Below are 21,173 nucleotides of genomic sequence, written 5' to 3' on the forward strand. Positions count from 1 at the left end.
AAAAGGTGAATAATTTGGGACTAATATACTTATAATCAGATTGAGAACAAATAACCATTAAAAATATTATAGATGGAATATTCTTTTTATGATTTTTTAAAGCTCATAGGCTCATTGGGACTCTTCCTCTACGGAATGAAAATCATGAGCGAGGGCTTACAAAAGGTCGCGGGTGATAGATTGCGAAGTATTCTAACGGCAATGACTACCAATCGGGTAACGGGAGTTCTAACAGGAGTGTTGATTACAGCCCTTATCCAGTCTTCTTCAGCAACGACGGTGATGGTCGTTAGTTTCGTGAACGCCGGGTTACTTACACTTGCCGAATCCATCAGCGTTATTATGGGTGCCAATATCGGTACTACTGTAACTGCCTGGATCATTTCAATTTTCGGTTTTAAGGTCGACATGGCTGCCTTTGCTCTTCCACTTCTAGCCATCGCTCTTCCGCTTATCTTCTCCGGTAAAAGTAACCGCAAGTCCATTGGTGAATTCATTTTCGGTTTTTCTTTCCTCTTCATGGGGCTCTCTTATCTGAAAGCAAACGCCCCCGACCTGAATGCCAACCCGGAAATGCTCGCCTTCGTACAGAACTACACAGATATGGGATTCTTCTCCATTATTCTGTTCTTGCTCATCGGTACCATACTGACCATGATTGTGCAAGCCTCTGCAGCCACCATGGCAATCACATTAATTATGTGTGCCAACGGTTGGATTAGTCTGGAACTAGGAGCAGCACTTGTATTAGGAGAGAACATCGGAACTACGATCACGGCCAATCTTGCCGCACTTACAGCCAACACACAGGCTAAGCGGGCAGCATTGGCCCATTTTGTTTTTAATGTGTTCGGTGTCATCTGGGTATTGGTTATCTTCCATCCTTTCATGGAGTTTGTGAACTGGGTAGTAGATACATTCTTCCAGACAAACAACCCTGAAGTTGCCATTTCTTACAAGCTGTCTGCTTTCCACTCTATCTTCAACATCTGCAACGTATGTATCCTGATATGGGGTGTGAAACTGATTGAACGTACCGTATGCGCTTTAATTCATCCGAAAGAAGAAGACGAAGAACCTCGCCTGCGGTTTATCACTGGTGGTATGCTTTCCACTGCTGAACTTTCTATTCTTCAGGCACGTAAGGAAATCCATCTTTTCGCAGAACGTACGCACCGGATGTTCGGCATGGTGCAGGATCTGTTACATACGGAAAAGGATGACGATTTCAATAAACTGTTCAGCCGGATAGAGAAATACGAAAATATCAGCGACAATATGGAGCTTGAAATAGCCAACTACCTGAATCAGGTATCCGAAGGCCGTTTAAGTTCTGAAAGTAAGCTGCAGATACGCGGTATGTTGCGTGAAGTGACAGAAATTGAAAGTATTGGCGACAGCTGCTATAATCTGGCACGTACCATCAACCGGAAACGTCAGACTAATCAGGACTTTACCGAGAAACAATATGAGCATATTCATTTCATGATGAAGCTGACTAACGACGCACTTGCGCAAATGATTGTGGTAGTAGAAAAAACAGAGCATCAGAGCATTGACGTCAACAAATCCTTCAACATCGAAAACGAAATTAATAATTATCGTAACCAACTGAAAAATCAGAATATTCTGGACGTAAACAACAAAGAATATGATTATCAGATGGGAGTTTACTACATGGATATTATCGCCGAATGTGAAAAACTTGGTGACTATGTAGTGAATGTAGTGGAAGCCAGCAGTGATGTGAAAGAGAAAAGAGCTTCTTAACAGATAAAATAGAGTATAAAAAAGGAGAATCAGTTGTATCAATACATACCTGATTCTCCTTTTTATATCTAATAGTATCTTTTATAAAATCAATTATATACGTATGATTCAGCCAAACGCCAGAACAAGGTAGATTCCGGAACCGTAGTTGTACGAAGCACTTTTGCAGTTCCACCTTCCGAGGCCGGATTTATGTTGGCAAAAATATTCCATCCCTTATAAAAAGAGCAGTTACTATAATAGTATGATTTGTCACTGCCTGTCAATGTAAAAGGACGGTCGGCATACTGATAACTCACCAGTGTAGCTTTTCCGGCAGAAGACCCTTTACCAGACCAGTTGGAAATAGCAATTCGCCCCACTCTTTTATCTCCATTAAAAACAAAGAAATCTCCTAATGTCGCCACAAGAGCATCCGCATCATCAGAGGTTCCTGTCCAATAACCACTCATACCATTACGCCGATCTACTGTCTGGAGCTTTTCCGAAGGAAAACTAGCAGGAAGTGTCATTACTATTTGCCCGTTCTCATAAGGAAAACTAAGAGTCTCAATCACTTGCCAATCAACACCCGTCACTTTCACCTCAACCCGGTTAAATGTGAAGTCCGCAGGTATATTCTGTATATCTTTTACTATAATCGTGCTATAATCCGGAACATCCGGAGCAGGAGGTTGCTCTTCATTCTCATCATCGCTACAACCAGCCATCAGAATACTGAATATCAATAATACAAAGATAACAGGGTATGATAAATACCTTAGATCGGTCATGACAGTTGCTCTATTATACATAACTTCCGATTTTTGCATCAAAGATATTACATTTATAATCAGCAGAATAATTTCCAACCATAAAAATAAAAAATGACCGGGTATATATTTATACACCCAGTCATTCTCCTCTTAATAATTCTCTCTCTTGGTTTTATCCTTCGTACGGTTCAAAGTCTTCTTTTCCGACTCCACATAATGGACAGGTCCAATCATCAGGAATATCTTCAAATGCTGTTCCTGGTTCAATTCCACTTTCCGGATCTCCTTGTTCGGGGTCGTAAATATATTCACAGACCGTGCAAATGTACTTTTTCATAACGTTCGTATTTTTAATTGGTTTTCTAAATAATATAACACAAATAGCAAGATATTTGTTCAACACTATTTTTAAACTAAAGAAAAAAACTATCTTTGTAGTCATATTATCAAGCTAAAACAACAATATTATACTATGCTTATAGCACTATTGTCTACCTTAATAGTTTTATGCGCAGTCCTACTAATCAGTTTTTTATGGGAACGTAGGAAATGCCTGCGGATGCAACACCGATTGTTCCGTGAATCCAGAAAGTTGGAACGTACCAGCCATATCGCCGGTGCCATCTTAAAGAATGTACATGCTTTTATCCTATTAATAGACAATGATTTCAAGGTACTGAAGACCAACTATTATCAAAAAACCGGAACTAAAAAAGGAACAGAAGAGAAAAGAGTAGGCGACCTGTTGCAATGTCGTAATGCTTTGGCAGCCGAAGGAGGTTGCGGCACACATAGTTTCTGCGGTTCTTGCCCGATACGTACCGCCATACGCCAAGCTTTCGAACAGAGACGAAACTTCACGGATCTTGAAGCCACTTTATCCGTAGTTACGTCTGATAATACTACCGTGGAATGTGATGCAGTCATATCCGGTTCTTACTTCCTTCTGAATGAAGAAGAGAACATGGTAATCACCGTACACGATGTCACCCGCCGAAAACAAGCTGAAAAGGAGCTACGGCTAGCCAAAGAAAAAGCAGAAAAAGCAGATATTTCAAAATCTGCCTTTTTAGCCAATATGAGCCATGAAATCCGTACCCCTCTCAATGCTATTACCGGATTTGCAGAGGTATTAGGCAGTGCAACGACAGAAGAGGAAAAGGCTCAATATCAAGAAATCATAAAAATGAATGCCGACCTCCTGATGCAACTGGTCAACGACATTCTCGATATGTCAAAAATCGAAGCCGGAACATTGGAATTTGTACAGACAACGGTTGACGTCAATCAGTTACTTTCAGATTTACAACAACTTTTTCAAATGAGAGTCGATGACGCCGGAGGAAAGATACAAATTATAGCGGAACCGTCCCGCTCTTCCTGTATGATTCAAACCGACCGGAACCGGGTGGCACAAGTGCTTTCCAACTTTGCCGGCAACGCCATTAAGTTCACCCATGAAGGTAGCATCCGCCTCGGCTATGAAGCTAGGGACACCGAGCTTTACTTTTATGTCAGGGATACCGGAGCCGGAATTCCGGCAGAGAAATTACCGGATGTATTCGAACGCTTCGTGAAACTGAATAAAGATAAAAAAGGAGCCGGACTGGGACTTTCCATCTCTCAAACTATTGTCGCCAAACTTGGCGGTCAAATCGGGGCGGATTCCGTAGAAGGTGAAGGCTCTACATTCTGGTTTACAATTCCTTATCGGTCATGTGGTAAACCACGCTAACAAATTCGACTTCATAAAAAGTTTTAATTAAACATTCTATCACAATTTTATGTTGTATTTTTGCGGTTCAAACTAAACGCATGTATCTGCATGAGTACAAATAAAAATGACTATTATCATTTAGGACTTACTGATGACGAAGTCCTACAAAGCAGGGAGAAAAATGGTATTAACCTGTTAACGCCCCCCAAGCGTCCTTCTCTCTGGAAACTTTATCTGGAAAAATTTGAAGACCCGGTTGTCCGTGTATTATTAGTAGCAGCCGCTTTCTCGTTAATCATCTCCATCATCGAAAACGAATATGCCGAAACAATCGGAATTATAGCCGCTATCTTATTGGCTACCGGAATCGGTTTCTTCTTCGAATATGATGCCAGTAAGAAGTTCGATCTGCTGAATGCGGTCAATGAAGAAACCCTGGTAAAAGTGGTCCGAAACGGACGCGTACAGGAAATCCCTCGTAAAGACATAGTGGTAGGTGATATCGTCATTCTGGAAACAGGTGAAGAAATTCCCGCTGATGGAGAGTTGCTGGAAGCTATCTCTCTGCAAGTGAACGAATCCAACTTGACCGGAGAACCTGTTATTAATAAAACTACTGTGGAAGCTGATTTTGATGAAGAAGCCACTTATGCCTCCAATCTGGTGATGCGTGGCACTACAGTGGTGGATGGACATGGTAGCATGCGCGTGCTGCATGTGGGAGATGCTACTGAAATCGGAAAAGTAGCCCGACAGAGTACAGAGGATAACCTCGAACCCACCCCGCTGAACATACAGCTCACCAAACTCGCAAATCTGATCGGAAAGATCGGTTTCACCGTTGCCGGTCTGGCTTTCCTTATTTTCTTTGTAAAAGATGTAGTACTATATTTTGATTTCAGTTCGCTGAACGGATGGCATGAGTGGCTTCCGGTTTTCGAACGGACACTGAAATATTTTATGATGGCAGTTACGCTGATTGTAGTAGCTGTGCCTGAAGGATTGCCAATGAGTGTCACGCTTAGTCTGGCATTGAACATGCGTCGTATGCTTTCCACCAACAATCTGGTACGGAAAATGCATGCTTGCGAAACAATGGGAGCCATCACCGTGATTTGTACGGATAAAACCGGTACACTGACTCAAAATCTGATGCAAGTGCACGAACCCAATTTCTATGGTATCAAAAATGGCAGTGACTTGTCTGATGACGATATCAGCGCACTTATCGCAGAAGGAATCAGCGCCAATTCAACAGCTTTCCTTGAAGAATCAACCAATGGAGAAAAACCCAAAGGCGTAGGAAATCCAACTGAAGTGGCTTTATTGCTCTGGCTTAACAAACAGGGAAGAGATTACCTGCAACTCCGCGAACAAGCTCATGTTCTCGATCAACTCACCTTCTCTACCGAACGGAAATTCATGGCAACTCTAGTTGAATCTCCACTGATCGGCAAAAAAATACTTTATATAAAAGGAGCTCCTGAAATTGTTTTGGGTAAGTGTAAAGAAGTTGTTCTGGATGGACGGCAAGTGGATGCGGTAGAGTATCGTTCTACAGTGGAAGCACAACTGTTGAGCTATCAGAATATGGCTATGCGTACACTTGGATTTGCATTCAAGATTGTCGGAGAAAATGAGCCGAACGATTGCACGGAACTTGTTTCAGCCAACGACCTCAATTTCTTGGGAGTGGTTGCCATCTCCGACCCGATTCGTCCGGATGTACCTGCTGCGGTTGCGAAATGCCAGTCTGCAGGTATCGGTATCAAGATCGTGACCGGTGACACTCCGGGAACTGCCACGGAAATCGCACGCCAGATAGGTCTTTGGAACCCTGAAACTGATACGGAACGAAATCGAATCACCGGTGTTGCATTTGCCGAATTGAGCGATGAAGAAGCACTGGACAGAGTGATGGACTTAAAAATCATGTCTCGCGCCCGTCCGACAGACAAACAACGTCTGGTACAACTGCTTCAACAAAAAGGAGCAGTGGTAGCGGTAACCGGAGACGGAACGAATGATGCCCCGGCTTTGAATCATGCTCAAGTAGGTTTGTCAATGGGTACAGGTACTTCTGTAGCTAAAGAAGCCAGTGATATTACATTGCTCGATGACTCCTTCAACAGTATCGGAACCGCTGTTATGTGGGGACGTTCACTGTATAAGAATATCCAGCGTTTCATCGTTTTCCAGCTAACGATTAACTTTGTGGCATTGCTTATCGTTCTGCTAGGCTCCGTAATCGGTACGGAACTTCCGCTGACTGTAACACAAATGTTATGGGTGAACCTGATTATGGATACTTTTGCCGCTTTGGCTCTTGCCTCCATTCCACCCAGCGAAACGGTGATGCTTGAGAAACCTCGTCGCAGTACCGATTTTATTATCAGTAAGGCAATGCGGGCTAATATAATAGGTGTGGGCTCTATCTTCCTCATCGTACTGCTCGGAATGATTTATTATTTCGACCACAGCACGCAAGGAATGAATGTACACAACCTGACTATTTTCTTCACCTTCTTTGTCATGCTGCAATTCTGGAACCTGTTCAATGCCCGTGTATTCGGTACTACCGATTCGGCATTCAAGGGACTTTCCAAATCGTACGGGATGGAGCTTATTGTACTGGCTATTCTTGCCGGACAATTCCTCATCGTACAGTTCGGTGGAGCCGTATTCCGCACGGAACCGCTCGACTGGCAAACCTGGCTTCTTATTATAGGCGTTTCGTCCACGGTGTTATGGGTTGGAGAACTTGTTCGCCTTGTTCAACGTATTATTCACAAAAAAGACAGAAATGAAAAGTAAAGGAATAAAAAACCTTCTTATTGATTTAGGTGGTGTACTTATCAATCTCGACCGCCAACGTTGCATTGAGCACTTTCAGAAATTGGGGCTCCAAAACGTGGATGCATTGCTGGATATCCAGAACCAGGACGGACTCCTGATGCAACAGGAAAAAGGATTGATTACACCTGCCGAATTCCGTGACGGAGTTCGTAAAATGATAGGCAAAGCAGTTAGCGACAAACAAATAGATGCAGCCTGGAATAGCTTTCTGGTAGATATACCCACACAAAAACTGGATTTATTATTAAAATTACGTGAGAAATATGTCGTCTATTTATTGAGCAATACCAACCAAATTCATTGGGAATGGACATGCGCTCATTTGTTTCCTTACCGCACCTTTAAGGTGGAAGATTATTTTGAAAAAACGTACCTCTCTTTTGAAATGAAAATGGCCAAGCCCGAACCGGAGATATTCAAGGCAATCATAGAGGATGCCGGTATCGAGCCGAAAGAAACGCTTTTTATTGATGACTCTGAAATGAACTGTAAGACAGCCCAAAATTTAGGAATTTCTACCTATACAGCGAAAGCAGGCGAAGACTGGAGCCATCTTTTCAACCTCAAATAATTTTAGAGATATGCAGATTATACGTGACACATCGGCAATTACCCCGGAACCCTGCGTAGCTACCATCGGTTTCTTTGATGGAGTACATGCAGGACATCGCTATCTGATTCAGCAAGTGAAAGAGATAGCCGCCGCCAAAGGTCTACGCTCTGCATTGGTTACTTTTCCCGTTCATCCCCGAAAAGTGATGAATGCGGAGTATCGTCCGGAACTTCTGACTACCCCCGAAGAAAAAATAAGTCTGCTTGCAGACATCGGGGTGGACTACTGCCTGATGCTTGATTTCACTCCGGAAATTTCCCGGCTCACTGCCCGGGAGTTTATGACACAGTTGCTAAAAGAGCGTTATCAGGTAAAATATCTGGTTATCGGCTATGACCATCGTTTCGGGCATAACCGCAGCGAAGGTTTCGAGGATTATGTACGTTATGGAAAAGAAATTGGCATAGAAGTGATTCGCGCCAAAGCGTATACCAGCAATATAGAAATAGGGGACGAGCCCAACATTCCGGTAAGCTCTTCCCTGATCCGTAAACTTCTTCATGAAGGAGAAGTTAGCCTCGCCGCCCATTGTCTGAAATACGAATATTTCCTTGACGGGATCGTAGTAGGCGGCTATCAGGTAGGCAGAAAGATAGGTTTCCCAACAGCCAATTTACGGGTGGATGATCCCGATAAACTGATTCCTGCCGATGGCGTATATGCCGTATGGGTAACATTTGACGGGAAAACGTATATGGGGATGCTGAATATAGGTGTCCGCCCGACGATAGACAATGGTCCGAACCGGACGATTGAGGTGAATATCCTCCACTTCCATTCTGACATATATGATAAATTCATCCGGCTTACTTTTGTTAAACGGACACGTCCCGAACTGAAATTCTCCAGTATCGACGAGTTAATAACACAGCTCCATAAGGATGCTGAAGAGACAGAAACAATTCTTAAAAAATAGATTCTTATGCAAAAGTCATTTATGAGCATCTCTTTGGTGGTAATAGCTATATCCATGTTAGCTATGTTTATCTATAGTTTCTTTACCACTAAATAAAAAAACATGAAAACGGCTATCAAGTTAGTATTAATAGACCTTCTCATTGCGCAGATTATTGCTCCAATCCTGATTATGATTCCCTGTACGATCTATTTGTTCGTCACCACGGGAAATCTGGATAAAGTCACTCTGACGCAAATGATTATGATCCCGGCACAACTAGCCGGTCAGATTATGATGGGTATTTATCTATGGAAAGCCGGTTATATCAGTAAAAAGAAGGCAACATGGTTACCTGTGTCAGCCCCTTATCTGGTCTGTAGTGCCATTGCAATCCTCACTTGCGGGTTTGCAGTCTCCTCACTAATGAGCCTGCTGGATTGGATTCCTAATATCATGGAACAATCTTTCAACATTCTCCAATCCGGTTGGGGCGGCATTCTTGCAATAGCCATCGTAGGTCCCGTACTTGAAGAGTTATTGTTTCGCGGAGCCATTACACACGCTTTACTTCAGCAATACAATCCGACTAAAGCAATTCTGATTTCCGCACTTCTGTTCGGTGTCTTTCATATAAATCCCGCCCAGATCCTTCCGGCTTTTCTGATCGGTATCCTGCTGGCATGGACTTATTACAAAACAGGCAGTCTGATACCTTGTATACTGATGCATGTACTAAACAACTCATTGTCAGTCTATCTTAGCATCAAATATCCCGAAGCTGAAAATATGGACGACCTGATTAACGGTACCCCGTATCTCATCGTCCTATTCGGGTCAATCCTCCTGTTTATCGGTATCATACTGACCATGAACCACCTGACTTCCCAAAAGCAGCAATAAAAAAGGGAAGTTTTTACTTCCCCTCTTTCGCTTTGAATGCTAATGCATACATTCGTATTTGTTTTACCATCGACAGCAAACCGTTGCTACGCGTTGGCGATAGATGCTCTTTCAGTCCGATCTTGTCTATAAAATAAAGATCTGCATTTAAGATTTCATCAGGAGTATGTCCGGAAAGGACTTTAATCAACAAGGCAATAATCCCCTTTACAATCAAAGCATCGCTTTCTGCTTTAAAAACGATTTTACCATCCACATCATCCGCTTGAAGCCATACCCTGCTCTGGCACCCTTCAATCAGATTTTGTTCCGTCTTATATTTTTCTTCAAGTGGTTCCTGCTCATTCCCCAGATCAATAAGTAATTGATAACGGTCCATCCAATCGTCGAAGTCACTGAATTCCGCAATCACTTCATCTTGTAGTTCATTAATTGACATTATAGTAATTATTTAATTAGACAATATACCAGTGTGCGAATAGCAGATGCCGTATTTAAAACCGGCATATCAATCTATCAACACCTTATTATATTATTTCTCAATTCTATTATTTCTCATTGTAAATCACTTCCAATACCGTTTGACCAACTGCTTTCAACGTATTCTTATCAATATGTTCCATATTGTCATTGACAGTATGCCATGTCGGGGTAAAATCACCTTCCTGATTGTAGGGAATAATATCGATCGTTTTAATACGTGCCAGACGATTTATGAACAGATGGTCGTCTGTTACAAATCCTCCGTTTCCATCCATGAAAGTCTTTCCGTAACCCGCTTTCTTTGCCGCTTTCCAAACCTTCTTATTTATGTCCGGAGCAAATTCTTCCGAATACCCTTCTTTCATAAACACACTGCCTTCACCCCCTACCATATCGAGCAGGATACCAAAACGTGCATTATATCCTTGTACATGAGGATTACGTGCCCAATACTGCGATCCCAGACACCAGAATTCCTCCTTATGCTTTCCTGTATAAAACTGTGGCGCACCATAGTCCTCTGCATCCAACAGAATGATATCAATCCCCAATTCCGGTTGTTGCTGATTGACCAGACGAGCTATTTCGAGCAAAGCTCCTACCCCACTGGCACCATCATTTGCACCCAGAATCGGAGTTTTATGGTTCTTCTCGTCAGGATCGTTATCAGCCCATGGGCGTGTATCCCAATGTGCAAACAAAGCGATTCTCTTTTTACTTTCCGGCTTATAAGAACCGATAATGTTTCTCGCTTTCAACAGCGTACCGTCATAAGCAATCAAATCAGCATATTGATTAGTCACTTGAGCACCGAAAGCCTCTAATTGGCCGGCAAGGTAATTGCCACAGGCTACATGTTCTTTAGTGTTAGGAACACGAGGTCCGAAATCTACCTGATTCTTTACATACAAATAAGCACTATCCGCATCAAACTGAGGTACATTCACAACTGTCTTTTCGTCTTGTTCACTCGTACTATTTGCCTTGTTACCTCCACCGCAAGAGAATGCTGATAATAACAAAAAGGCACTCATTAATACTATCATAGTTTTCTTTTTCATCGTCCTTTTATCTATTAAAGCCTCAAAATTAGTCATTTTCACCACAGCATCGTTCAGATGGAATGGATTATTAACATATAAACTTTAGTTCCACATTTTTCTTTCCCACCACAAGCTCTACTTTTGCACCGTTGATAAGCGGAAGATTATGAGTCACATGTCCCACCGGGAAATTGAAACACACGGGATAATCATACTCTTTTACTAAATCTGCCAAAGCAGCATACAGTTCCTTGCCCAACGAACAGTCTTCTTCATATTCTGTAAATTGACCGATAATCAATCCGGACAGTTTTTCTAATACGCCCCCCAGTTTCAAATTATACATCATACGTTCGATGGCATGCGGACGTTCACTAACATCTTCAATAAACAGTATAGTGCCTTCTGCCGGAATATCATAAGGAGTGCCACGCAAACCGTAGGCTACCGCCATGTTACCGCCATGCAAAACGCCTTGTGCCGTCCCCTGCTTGTTCAGTTTATGCTTCTCGCACATGTAAGAAGGAATATTTCCCAATAGAATATCCTTCAGATAGTTCGCACAAAGATCGTCTTCCGGTTCCACCGTAAGATGACGTGCCATCAATGAATGAAGGGAAGCATATCCATTTTTCTGAAACAAATTGTGCAAGGCGGTTATATCGCTAAAGCCCAGTAACCATTTCGGATGTTCACGAAAGGCCGTAAAATCAATTTTATCAATCAAATGTACCGCCCCGTACCCTCCACGACTACAAAGAATAGCCTTCACTTTAGGGTCGTCCATCGCATCCTGCAAATCTTTCAGCCGCTGCTTGATTGTCCCGGCATATCTTCCGGATGAACTTCCGGCATGCTTTCCTATAGCCACTTTCAAGCCCCATGATTCCATCCGTTTCTTGGCTCCTTTCAGGAATTGTTGGTCTATCTTACTCGAAGGTGATACAATAACCACTTTATCACCTTTCTGCAAAAAAGGAGGAAATTGAATATCCATATATGTTCTTATTTTATTGACTTTCGTTGATAAAAACGCACCCAGTCCACTTCCATTTCTACCGGAAGATCCTCGGGAGAGACTGCTCCCACCCACGAGCCTCCCAACTGCATATCAATCAGCAGATAAAAGGGCTGATTAAAAGGGAATTGTCCTTCTTCTTTCGTTTGTATGCGGGGGTAAGTAAACGTATGTACATCATTGACATAAAATGAAAGACTGTCCGAATACATTTCGACTGCAAAAATATTGTAGCGGTCAGGGTGAATCACTCCCGTAGAATGTGATACCGGATGATCCTTGATTCCCAGCGTATAAGTGTAATGGGAATGGACTGTCTGATAAGCAATAGAATCGCTATTCAAACGTTCCATGATATCAATCTCACCGCCAGATGGCCATGCCGCTCCTTCAGGCAACATCCAGATGGCAGGCCACGCTCCTCCCGCCGCATTCAACTTGGCACAAATCTCAATACGCCCGTTCGTAAAAGCCTTTTTACCTTTTGTATACACACCACCTGTCAAATAAGGGGCAGTGTCATTGCGTTGGGTATGATTGACAATACCTCTCAACACCAGTTTGCCTTTACGCATGGCATAGCAGGAATCAAAGTCTGTCATATAGTTATTCCAGTCTGACTTACCTCGTGGAATCTTGCTCCAGACCTGTGAATCGAAACTCTTTTTCTGATTAAAGTTCTCTTCCCAGATCAAAGACCAACCGGAAGACGTCTTGCTGCTTTTACAGGAAACAAGCGTCCAACAAAGGAGAATTAAGCTAAGAAATAATAGATTTTTAAACTGTTTCATGGTGCTTTTATTTTATTGGGGGATTTATTTGCAAAAATACAGGAAAAAACGGTTCCATGCACATCCAACAGCCAAAACAAATAAAATATAGCAAAATGTTACATAATGGATGTAATTTTTTGGGTTATAATCATTATTTTTTCAATCATTTTTCTGATATTTGCTAAAAATCTAACGTTATGGAACCTATTCTAAATTTTGCCCAGTTAACGGCTCATCTTAAAAAACTAAACCATAGAAAACGAATTGCCGTGGTCTGTGCGAACGATCCTAACACTGAATATGCCATCTCCCGTGCTTTGGAAGAAGGGATTGCAGAATTTCTGATGATTGGAGATTCTACCATTCTGAAGAAATATCCCACGCTCAAACAATATCCTGAATACGTAAAAACCATCCACATAGAAAATCCGGATGAAGCGGCGCGCGAAGCTGTCCGCATTGTGCGTGAAGGAGGAGCGGATATTTTGATGAAAGGGATTATCAATACGGACAACTTACTGCATGCCATACTCGACAAAGAAAAAGGTTTGTTACCGAAAGGGAAAATCCTCACGCATCTGGCAGTAATGGAAATTCCTACTTACCATAAACTGCTTTTCTTCTCGGATGCCGCCGTCATTCCGCGTCCTACTTTACAGCAACGTATAGAAATGATCTGGTATGCTATCTGCACCTGCCGTCACTTTGGCATCGAACAACCGCGTGTCGCGTTGATTCACTGCACAGAAAAAGTGAGTGCCAAGTTCCCTCATTCACTAGATTATGTGAATATCGTAGAACTTGCCGAAGCGGGAGAATTCGGAAATGTGATTATTGACGGTCCGCTGGATGTACGTACTGCCTGCGAACAAGCAAGTGGTGATATTAAAGGGATTGTATCTCCTATCAACGGACAGGCAGATGTCTTGATATTCCCGAACATTGAGTCGGGTAATGCATTCTACAAATCCGTCTCTCTGTTCGCACAGGCAGAAATGGCAGGATTGCTGCAAGGTCCTATTTGCCCTGTAGTACTTCCATCGCGTAGTGATTCCGGCTTGTCCAAATATTACAGCATTGCAATGGCCTGCTTACAAGTGTCAGGAGATTGCAAATGCAGAAAACAAGTCAGCCAAGTCACCGGCTCATCATTCTAAATTCACCACTAAAAGCCTACTATTCATGAAAATTCTGGTTATCAACCCCGGTTCTACTTCTACTAAAATAGCAGTTTACGAAAATGAAACTCCGCTGTTTGTCAGTAATATAAAACATTCTGTAGAAGAACTATCCGCTTTTCCGGAGGTAATAGACCAGTTTGAATTCCGGAAAAACCTGGTGTTACAAGAATTGGAAAACAATAAGATACCTTTTTCTTTTGATGCAATCATCGGACGCGGCGGTTTAGTAAAACCGATACCAGGCGGAGTGTATGAGGTAAATGAAGCCATGAAACGTGATACCGTACATGCCATGCGTACCCATGCCTGTAACTTAGGAGGGTTGATTGCCAGCGAGCTGGCTTCTACATTACCCAACTGTCCGGCTTTCATTGCTGATCCGGGAGTGGTGGATGAATTGGAGGATATAGCACGCATTACTGGTTCTCCTTTAATGCCGAAGATCACCATCTGGCATGCATTAAACCAGAAAGCAATCGCCCGCCGCTTTGCCAAAGAGCAGGGAACCCAATACGAAAATCTGGATTTAATTATCTGCCATCTGGGAGGTGGCATCTCTGTCGCAGTCCATCACCACGGACGAGCCATTGACGCCAACAATGCATTGGACGGTGAAGGTCCTTTCTCACCGGAACGTGCCGGTACACTTCCCGCCGGTCAACTGATCGACCTATGTTTTAGCGGTCAACTCACCAAAGACGAATTGAAAAAACGTATCTCCGGACGCGCCGGACTGACCGCCCATCTAGGTACAACCGATGTTCCCGCCATTATACAATCTATCGAAGAAGGAGATAAAAAAGCGGAACTGATACTGGATGCCATGATTTACAATGTTGCAAAAGCAATAGGAGCCAGTGCCACCGTACTTTGTGGGAAGATAGATGCCATCCTTCTGACAGGAGGTATCGCCTATTCGGACCATGTGATTTCAAGACTGAAAAAGAGAATCTCTTTCCTGGCTCCCATCTATGTTTATCCCGGAGAGAATGAAATGGAGTCGTTAGCATTTAATGCCATAGGAGCACTAAAGGGGGAATTGCCGATACAAATCTATAAATAGGCAGTCGCACAAAAAGGCTATTCAGTTATAAATACGACATTGTTTCCTTTAATTAAGGACAACTCCTCCTGATAAACTCTGCAAAGTTACAGAATAGTTTTCCCCCTGTAGCATTTGATATTGCTTTGCAAAAAGTTTATATCTGGTCTTTGCCTCCTTATATAGCCCCTGCTTACAATAAGCACCGATGATTATACGCAATGATTTTTCATTCAACGGGTCTAAATTAAAACTAGCATTAGCCATCGCAATAGCTTTGGTATATTTCTCTTCTTCATACCACACTTCTGCCTGTCTGCTTAATGTAGGTTCTAATTGCGCCTCCACCAGTGCCTTGAAATGGTCGAATAAAGGAATATCCAATGATTTCAGGAAAGCTCCCTGCGATACAATCTCACAGAGTCGTTCATATTGTTCTTCTACAGGATTACCCGTCAATATCTCCATACATTGCAGATAATCACAATAACAAGGTTCCTGCAATATCAAACGAAAAACATTCTTCTCATAAACAAGAGAAATGCCATCCAATTCAGCCAGTGTTTTCCGCAGATGGTTCAGGGTAACTCCCCGGATATTCTTTACCTTATTCTCTGTCTTGTCGGGCCATAATTGTTCACTCAATTCTTGCGAGGTGATTCCTTCGGAAAGACTATATTCGAAAATCAAGATGAAAGCTTGTTTTAGTTTAGGACTGAACAAGTAATTAATTTCCCGATTATGCCGATCCCTGACTGAAAAGTTTCCAAATAAATAAATCGAATTAGGACGATTATGCAGGTTATCCACAATTTCCCCTTCTCCCTCCGGCAACTCCGGTTCCTCATTATCAATTTGATTTTCGGAACGATTCTTTCTTTTTATAAAAATATAAATAGAAACAACAGCCAACAAAGCCGCAATGACAATAACGCCAACAAGCATGATCCAGAAAAATAGACTCGAAGTGTCGTCTACTTCCATCTGCTCTTTTGTGATGGGTGGAAAAGAGAGACTATAAATATTGGAAACTGATGCCTGATCTTGATTATCAAATTCTAAAGTCACTGCATAAAGTTCGTTTCTATTTGCATTGTAATAAAGATTAGCATTGGTTGCTATCTTATCAGAACGCATAGGAATAGAATCACCGTATACTTGGTAAGACCCATCGGATATGGAGAACCGATACAGGCACAAATACGACTGGGAATAATGTTCCGGATAGAACAAAGTATAGAAAGTAGAATCCCCTGGTAAAATCATATTTCTTACCGGCACCATGTTTGCTTGATTCCATTTAATTTCCCACATCTTTTTCAGATGATTCGTATTCAAGTCCAGTTTGTAGAGGTCATAGTAGTATCTTCGCTCAATAGCCTGATCCCCGGACTCATTCCCCATTCCTCCAAAGATATACAGAGAATTGGAAGACGGTTCGTATCCCATAGAAGTAAAATAACGCGGATCAATATGATCGCCCGTATATTTGATTTCACTCCATTTCCCTGTCACCACATCCATCGCATAGAACCGATTAGAAAAGCGATGGTTACCAAAACCGCCAAAAATAATGTACCGATGATTGGTCTCATCATAAAAGGCACTATGATGATGCAGTTGTGTAGGCAGAACATCATAGCTCAATGGAGTCCACTGGTTATTATGCCAATCATACCATGCACTTGCATACCCGCTAAAAGGCGGATCATAAACTTCATAAGCATACAACCGTTCTTGCCCGGTATCGACAAAACTCGTGCCCAAACGGAATTTCATCGGACAAGGAGCAGCATATTCTTTCGTGTTGGAAGTGCCGTTCGTTGTATTATAAGTTGTTATCTGCTTGTCATTAAAATAATAAATTTCCTGGTTGTGAACATTAAACATAGCCCCCGCCACTTCATTCGATTCAAAGGCTACTTTATGTCGCCAGAAATAAGCATCGTTTATCATCCATACCGGACATACCACTTCACCGATACGGCTTCCCTCCGAATCGTGCACTTCATTTCCTTTGTTTTCATTCAAGGGAAATAAGAAAGTAGTTTTATCATCTTTGACGGACAAATTACGAATCCCGAAAGAAGGAATATCAATAATATATTCACTACGTCCGAAATACATCACCGGCTTCCAGCTTTGCTCTGCAAAATTTAAGTCCGGACAAGTTGATCTCTCTTTATTAACCTTTAATGTGACGTCGTTTTTAACCAGATTAAATAGGATTTGCACCTGTTGCCATCGTCGGCGATTGAACTCTTCCTTATTCAAATGCAACGTAACCAGATTCTGTTTTCCTTCTTCATTCAGCTTGAAAATTACATCCTGTTCCTCACTATTAAAGGACAATGTATAAATAAGATTCTGCTTTTCATTCTTGATACGGAGCACATTTCCTCTCATCGACGTTTCTGGTGCCGCATAGTCGAAGGCAATATCAAGCCGGTCTTTAAACGTGTGACTTTTATAGGCAAAGACATTGTATGAGGTTCTGTTTTCAATCGAATTTTCGTCTCTCTGAAATTTTAAGCCTTGAGCACATAAATGATTCGACAAAAAAAGAACACCAATACAAACAATAACAGTAAGGTATATTTGTCTATTCCACATAGATGATGACTGATCTTATAGATTCATGCGGAACAAAGATATATTTTTAGAGTTGAATAACATAATAAAAAGAATACTTTTGCGATAGTTTCTTTAGCGGGGTTAACAAAAAAAGCCCCCATTAACCGCCGCATTAATCCGATTTTAACCACGACTTTAACCCCGAAGCTATACTTTTGTCATGTCTCAACCGGTTGGGACAGTCAACGTTGGCAACACATGAAAACACTGAAAAGTGATTCATAACAAAAGAAATGTAGTCAAATAATTAATTGAATTAACCTTGTATGAGAAATGCATTAAAACCCTGTTCGACAAAAAGTTCCTTAATGGTTCTGTTGTTGATGTTTTTAAGCATTCCTTCATCCGCATCAGAAAAGACGGAAAAGAAGGAAGGCAAATCAGACAGCGAGATCGTATGGCAAAATCAGACGAAAACGAAAAGAATAACAGGACGTGTCACTAATAAAGAAGGTGAGCCACTGCCTGGCGTTAATGTAATGGAGAAAGGTACTCAAAATGGAACGATCTCTAATTTGGACGGACTATATACATTGAATGTATCAGATAAAAATCCACAGGTCGCATTTACCTATATTGGATTCAATCCTGTCACAATCAATATCGGTAGTGCTTCCGTTTACGACATTATCATGGAAGAAACTATTAATGAAATGGATGAACTGGTAGTGGTAGGTTATAGCCAACAACGGAAAATCAGTTCTATCGGTTCGCAATCCTCATTGAAAGTATCGGATATAAAAATGCCTTCCGCAAGTCTGACTTCCGCTTTGGTGGGTAGATTGTCTGGCGTTATTGCCGTTCAGCGTACGGGAGAACCGGGAAAGGATGCATCGGATATATGGATTCGAGGATATTCCACGCCCAACAATTCGAACCCGCTGATGATTGTGGACGGAGTGGAACGTCCGTTCAATGATATCGATCCGGGAGATATAGAATCTATTACCGTACTTAAAGATGCGTCCGCTACTGCTGTGTATGGTGTGCGTGGTGCAAATGGAGTGGTTATCGTAAAAACGAAACCGGGTATCATAGGCAAGCCGGTAGTCAATGTAGACTATTACGAAAGTTTTACCCAATTCACCAAACAGCCTAAATTCGCTGATGGTATCACTTATATGAATACAGCCAACGAGGCATTAACCACCGACGGGTTATCGCCAATGTATCTGCCCTCTTACATTAAAAATACAGAATCGGGCATGGACCCGCTTCTATATCCGAACGTAGACTGGCAAAAAGTAGTATTCAAAGATTGGGGACATCAGCGACGCGTCAATGCAAATATACGGGGAGGTAGCCAAATGGCACAATTCTATGCTTCTATCAGCTATTTCAACGAAAAAGGAATGGTACGGGAAAATGATTATGAGAATTATAATACGGGCATCAATTATGACCGGTACAACTTCCTCACCAATCTGTCTATGAAAGTCACCAGTTCAACTACCGTAGAAATCGGAGCACAGGGACATTTGGGGAATGGTAATTATCCGGGAGTTAATACCGAATCGATTTTCTCCTCAACCATCGAAGTTAACCCGGTTTTGTACCCGGTGATGTTTCGTGCTAATGGAGTAGAATATGTTCCGGGACTCCACACGCAAGGTGGTAACCGCAATCCGTATGCAGAAGCTACTAAAACAGGATACCGCAAAACGATGGATAATAAAATCATGGCGAATGTACGGTTGACCCAGGATTTAAGTATGCTGACCGAAGGGTTAAAATTAAGTGTCATGTATGCATACGACGTTTCCAATCGTCGTGAATCCTCTTATACGAAAAGAGAAAATACATATTACTTCGCCGACCGCACAGGTGAACCGTATGATGCAGCCGGAAATCCCATCTTAAAAACTACTTGGGATCAGGGTAGTAATGCCCTAGCTTTCAGTGGTACTTTCGGTGGTTATCGCAAAGATAATCTCGAAGCTTCCCTGAATTACGACCGCGTATTCGGTAAGCATCGTGTAGGAGCAATGTTCGTATATACCCAACAAAGCAAAACCATCAATGATGCCGGTGATTTTATTGGTTCATTACCTTATCGCCTGCAAGGTATTGCCGGCCGGGCTACTTATTCATGGCACGACCGTTATTTTGCCGAATTCAATATCGGATACAATGGTGGGGAGAACTTCCCTAAAAGCAAACGCTTCGGTACTTTCCCTGCATTCGGTGTCGGCTGGGTACTCTCCAACGAGAAATTCTGGGAACCGATTCAAAATGTATTTTCATTCATGAAGGTACGCTATACAAACGGCCGTGTCGGTAGCAGCGACGTGGATGGTGCAGCCAGACGTTTTATGTATATTGACCAATATGACTGGGCGGCTGACTATGGGGATACTTTCGGTAGCAACGTCGGAGTTGACGGAGTCCGCATTAAAAACCCGGCTACTCCCTTAACTTGGGAAATTGCTCACAAGCAGGATTTAGGTATCGACTTGAAATTCTTCCGTGACGAGCTATCTGTTACTGTTGACTTCTACAAGGAAAATAGAAAGCAAATTCTATTAAACCGCACCAACTCCCTACCCGGATTCGCCGGATTCCAGGAAACGCCTTATGGCAACGTAGGTAAAACCAGAACAAAAGGATACGACCTGTCACTGGAATATTTCAAGCAATTCAATAAAGACCTGGCACTGACCGTAAGAGGTAATTTCACCTATACGGATGTGGTCTGGGTGGATGATGACACTCCTGACAAAAAGTTTCCCTGGAGAAACAGAGAGGGACATAGCCTGAAAGCTCTGGAAGGCTTTACCGCCGACGGACTATATACGCAACAGGATATCGACGCCATAAAGAACTGGCTGGCATTGCCGGAAGCGCAAAGACAAAATACGGCACAACCTTTCCCTACTCCGTATAAGGTAGGCTTGAACCAAGTGCGTGCCGGTGATATCAAGTACAAAGACCTGAATGGAGACGGCACTATCAATGATGATGATATTTCCTGGATAGGAAACGGAGATATTCCCAAGATTAACTATGGATTCGGATTCAACCTTGATTACAAAGCTTTCTCTATTGGAGCATTATTCCAGGGAACTGCCAAAGCCGACCGTTTGATTTCCGGATTTGTGCATGCCTTCAATAATTCTTCCGCTGGAAATGTTTTCAGTAATATCGACGACCGCTGGACAGAAAATAATCCTAACCAGAATGCATTCTATCCCCGCCTTTCTTATGGTAACGATGCACCGGGAAATCAGAATAACTATGTAAACAGCACCTGGTGGTTAAAAGATATGAGTTTCTTCCGTTTGAAAAGCCTGCAACTTTCATATCGTATCCCCGAGACTTTATGCCACAAATTGAATATCAAAAATGCAAGTGTCTATATGATGGGAACCAACCTGTTTACCATCTCCGGCTGGAAACTGTGGGACCCTGAACTGGGAACGAATGACGGTAACAAATATCCGAATACGACGGCATATACGATAGGACTTAATTTCAGTTTTTAAAAGCAGAC

16 protein-coding genes are annotated in these 21,173 nt (G+C 42.3%); 9 read left to right on the forward strand and 7 right to left on the reverse strand.

The window, feature by feature from the left end:
- Positions 1–72: 72 nt before the first annotated feature.
- Complete coding sequence (locus H8796_RS02510) at positions 73–1,770, forward strand: Na/Pi cotransporter family protein (RefSeq protein WP_117937140.1); 1,698 nt, start codon at positions 73–75, stop codon at positions 1,768–1,770.
- An 89-nt stretch (positions 1,771–1,859) separates the two neighbouring features.
- Here the strand turns inward: H8796_RS02510 and H8796_RS02515 are convergent, their stop codons facing one another.
- Both H8796_RS02515 and rd read right to left on the reverse strand, forming a co-directional pair.
- A complete protein-coding gene (locus H8796_RS02515) occupies positions 1,860–2,582 on the reverse strand; it encodes a hypothetical protein (RefSeq protein ID WP_117937160.1) in 723 nt (240 codons plus the stop codon).
- Positions 2,583–2,697: 115 nt separating this feature from the next.
- A complete protein-coding gene (gene rd, locus H8796_RS02520) occupies positions 2,698–2,862 on the reverse strand; it encodes a rubredoxin (protein ID WP_004306971.1) in 165 nt (54 codons plus the stop codon).
- Positions 2,863–3,084: 222 nt separating this feature from the next.
- On the opposite strand from rd, the gene H8796_RS02525 reads away from it, so the two are divergent.
- The 5 genes from H8796_RS02525 (at position 3,085) to H8796_RS02545 (ending at position 9,509) form a co-directional block, all read left to right on the forward strand.
- Entirely contained in the window at positions 3,085–4,260 is a 1,176-nt protein-coding gene (locus H8796_RS02525; protein ID WP_117937139.1) for a HAMP domain-containing sensor histidine kinase, read from the forward strand.
- A gap of 90 nt (positions 4,261–4,350) precedes the next feature.
- Complete coding sequence (locus H8796_RS02530; protein ID WP_009000205.1) at positions 4,351–7,056, forward strand: calcium-translocating P-type ATPase, PMCA-type; 2,706 nt, start codon at positions 4,351–4,353, stop codon at positions 7,054–7,056.
- A complete protein-coding gene (locus H8796_RS02535; protein ID WP_004327137.1) occupies positions 7,046–7,669 on the forward strand; it encodes an HAD family phosphatase in 624 nt (207 codons plus the stop codon). Before H8796_RS02530 ends, H8796_RS02535 begins: the two co-directional genes overlap by 11 nt.
- A 10-nt stretch (positions 7,670–7,679) precedes the next feature.
- Entirely contained in the window at positions 7,680–8,627 is a 948-nt protein-coding gene (locus H8796_RS02540) for a bifunctional riboflavin kinase/FAD synthetase (RefSeq protein ID WP_117937137.1), read from the forward strand.
- A gap of 102 nt (positions 8,628–8,729) precedes the next feature.
- Positions 8,730–9,509, forward strand: a complete 780-nt coding sequence (locus H8796_RS02545) for a CPBP family intramembrane glutamic endopeptidase (protein ID WP_004296247.1) — start codon at positions 8,730–8,732, stop codon at positions 9,507–9,509.
- A gap of 13 nt (positions 9,510–9,522) precedes the next feature.
- Here H8796_RS02545 and H8796_RS02550 read toward each other — a convergent pair whose 3' ends face one another.
- The 4 genes from H8796_RS02550 to H8796_RS02565 all read right to left on the reverse strand — a co-directional run bounded on the left by H8796_RS02550 (position 9,523) and on the right by H8796_RS02565 (position 12,844).
- Positions 9,523–9,948, reverse strand: a complete 426-nt coding sequence (locus H8796_RS02550) for a SufE family protein (RefSeq protein ID WP_004306960.1) — start codon at positions 9,946–9,948, stop codon at positions 9,523–9,525.
- 109 nt (positions 9,949–10,057) lie between these two features.
- On the reverse strand, positions 10,058–11,053 hold the full coding sequence (locus tag H8796_RS02555) for a M28 family peptidase (protein WP_117937136.1): 996 nt from the start codon (positions 11,051–11,053) through the stop codon (positions 10,058–10,060).
- Positions 11,054–11,123: 70 nt separating this feature from the next.
- Positions 11,124–12,032: an LD-carboxypeptidase gene (locus tag H8796_RS02560; protein WP_009000209.1), complete on the reverse strand. Its 909-nt coding sequence runs from the start codon at positions 12,030–12,032 to the stop codon at positions 11,124–11,126.
- Between the two features lie 8 nt (positions 12,033–12,040).
- Positions 12,041–12,844, reverse strand: a complete 804-nt coding sequence (locus H8796_RS02565; protein ID WP_117937134.1) for a glycoside hydrolase family 16 protein — start codon at positions 12,842–12,844, stop codon at positions 12,041–12,043.
- A 179-nt stretch (positions 12,845–13,023) separates the two neighbouring features.
- Here H8796_RS02565 and H8796_RS02570 point away from each other — a divergent pair, with 179 nt between their 5' ends.
- Together H8796_RS02570 and buk are read left to right on the forward strand one after the other, a co-directional pair.
- Positions 13,024–13,983 (forward strand): phosphate acyltransferase, encoded by a 960-nt coding sequence (locus H8796_RS02570; protein WP_004296252.1) that lies wholly within the window; start codon positions 13,024–13,026, stop codon positions 13,981–13,983.
- Positions 13,984–14,008: 25 nt separating this feature from the next.
- Positions 14,009–15,070, forward strand: coding sequence for a butyrate kinase (gene buk / locus H8796_RS02575; RefSeq protein ID WP_009000211.1), 1,062 nt, complete (start codon positions 14,009–14,011; stop codon positions 15,068–15,070).
- Positions 15,071–15,118: 48 nt separating this feature from the next.
- Here buk and H8796_RS02580 read toward each other — a convergent pair whose 3' ends face one another.
- A complete protein-coding gene (locus tag H8796_RS02580) occupies positions 15,119–17,455 on the reverse strand; it encodes a DNA-binding transcriptional activator (protein WP_117937132.1) in 2,337 nt (778 codons plus the stop codon).
- 494 nt (positions 17,456–17,949) lie between these two features.
- Here H8796_RS02580 and H8796_RS02585 point away from each other — a divergent pair, with 494 nt between their 5' ends.
- Positions 17,950–21,165, forward strand: coding sequence for a TonB-dependent receptor (locus tag H8796_RS02585; RefSeq protein ID WP_117937130.1), 3,216 nt, complete (start codon positions 17,950–17,952; stop codon positions 21,163–21,165).
- Positions 21,166–21,173: the final 8 nt, after the last annotated feature.

It is taken from the genome of Bacteroides sp. M10, assembly GCF_014334015.1.
GTDB classification, from domain to species: Bacteria; Bacteroidota; Bacteroidia; order Bacteroidales; family Bacteroidaceae; genus Bacteroides; species Bacteroides intestinigallinarum.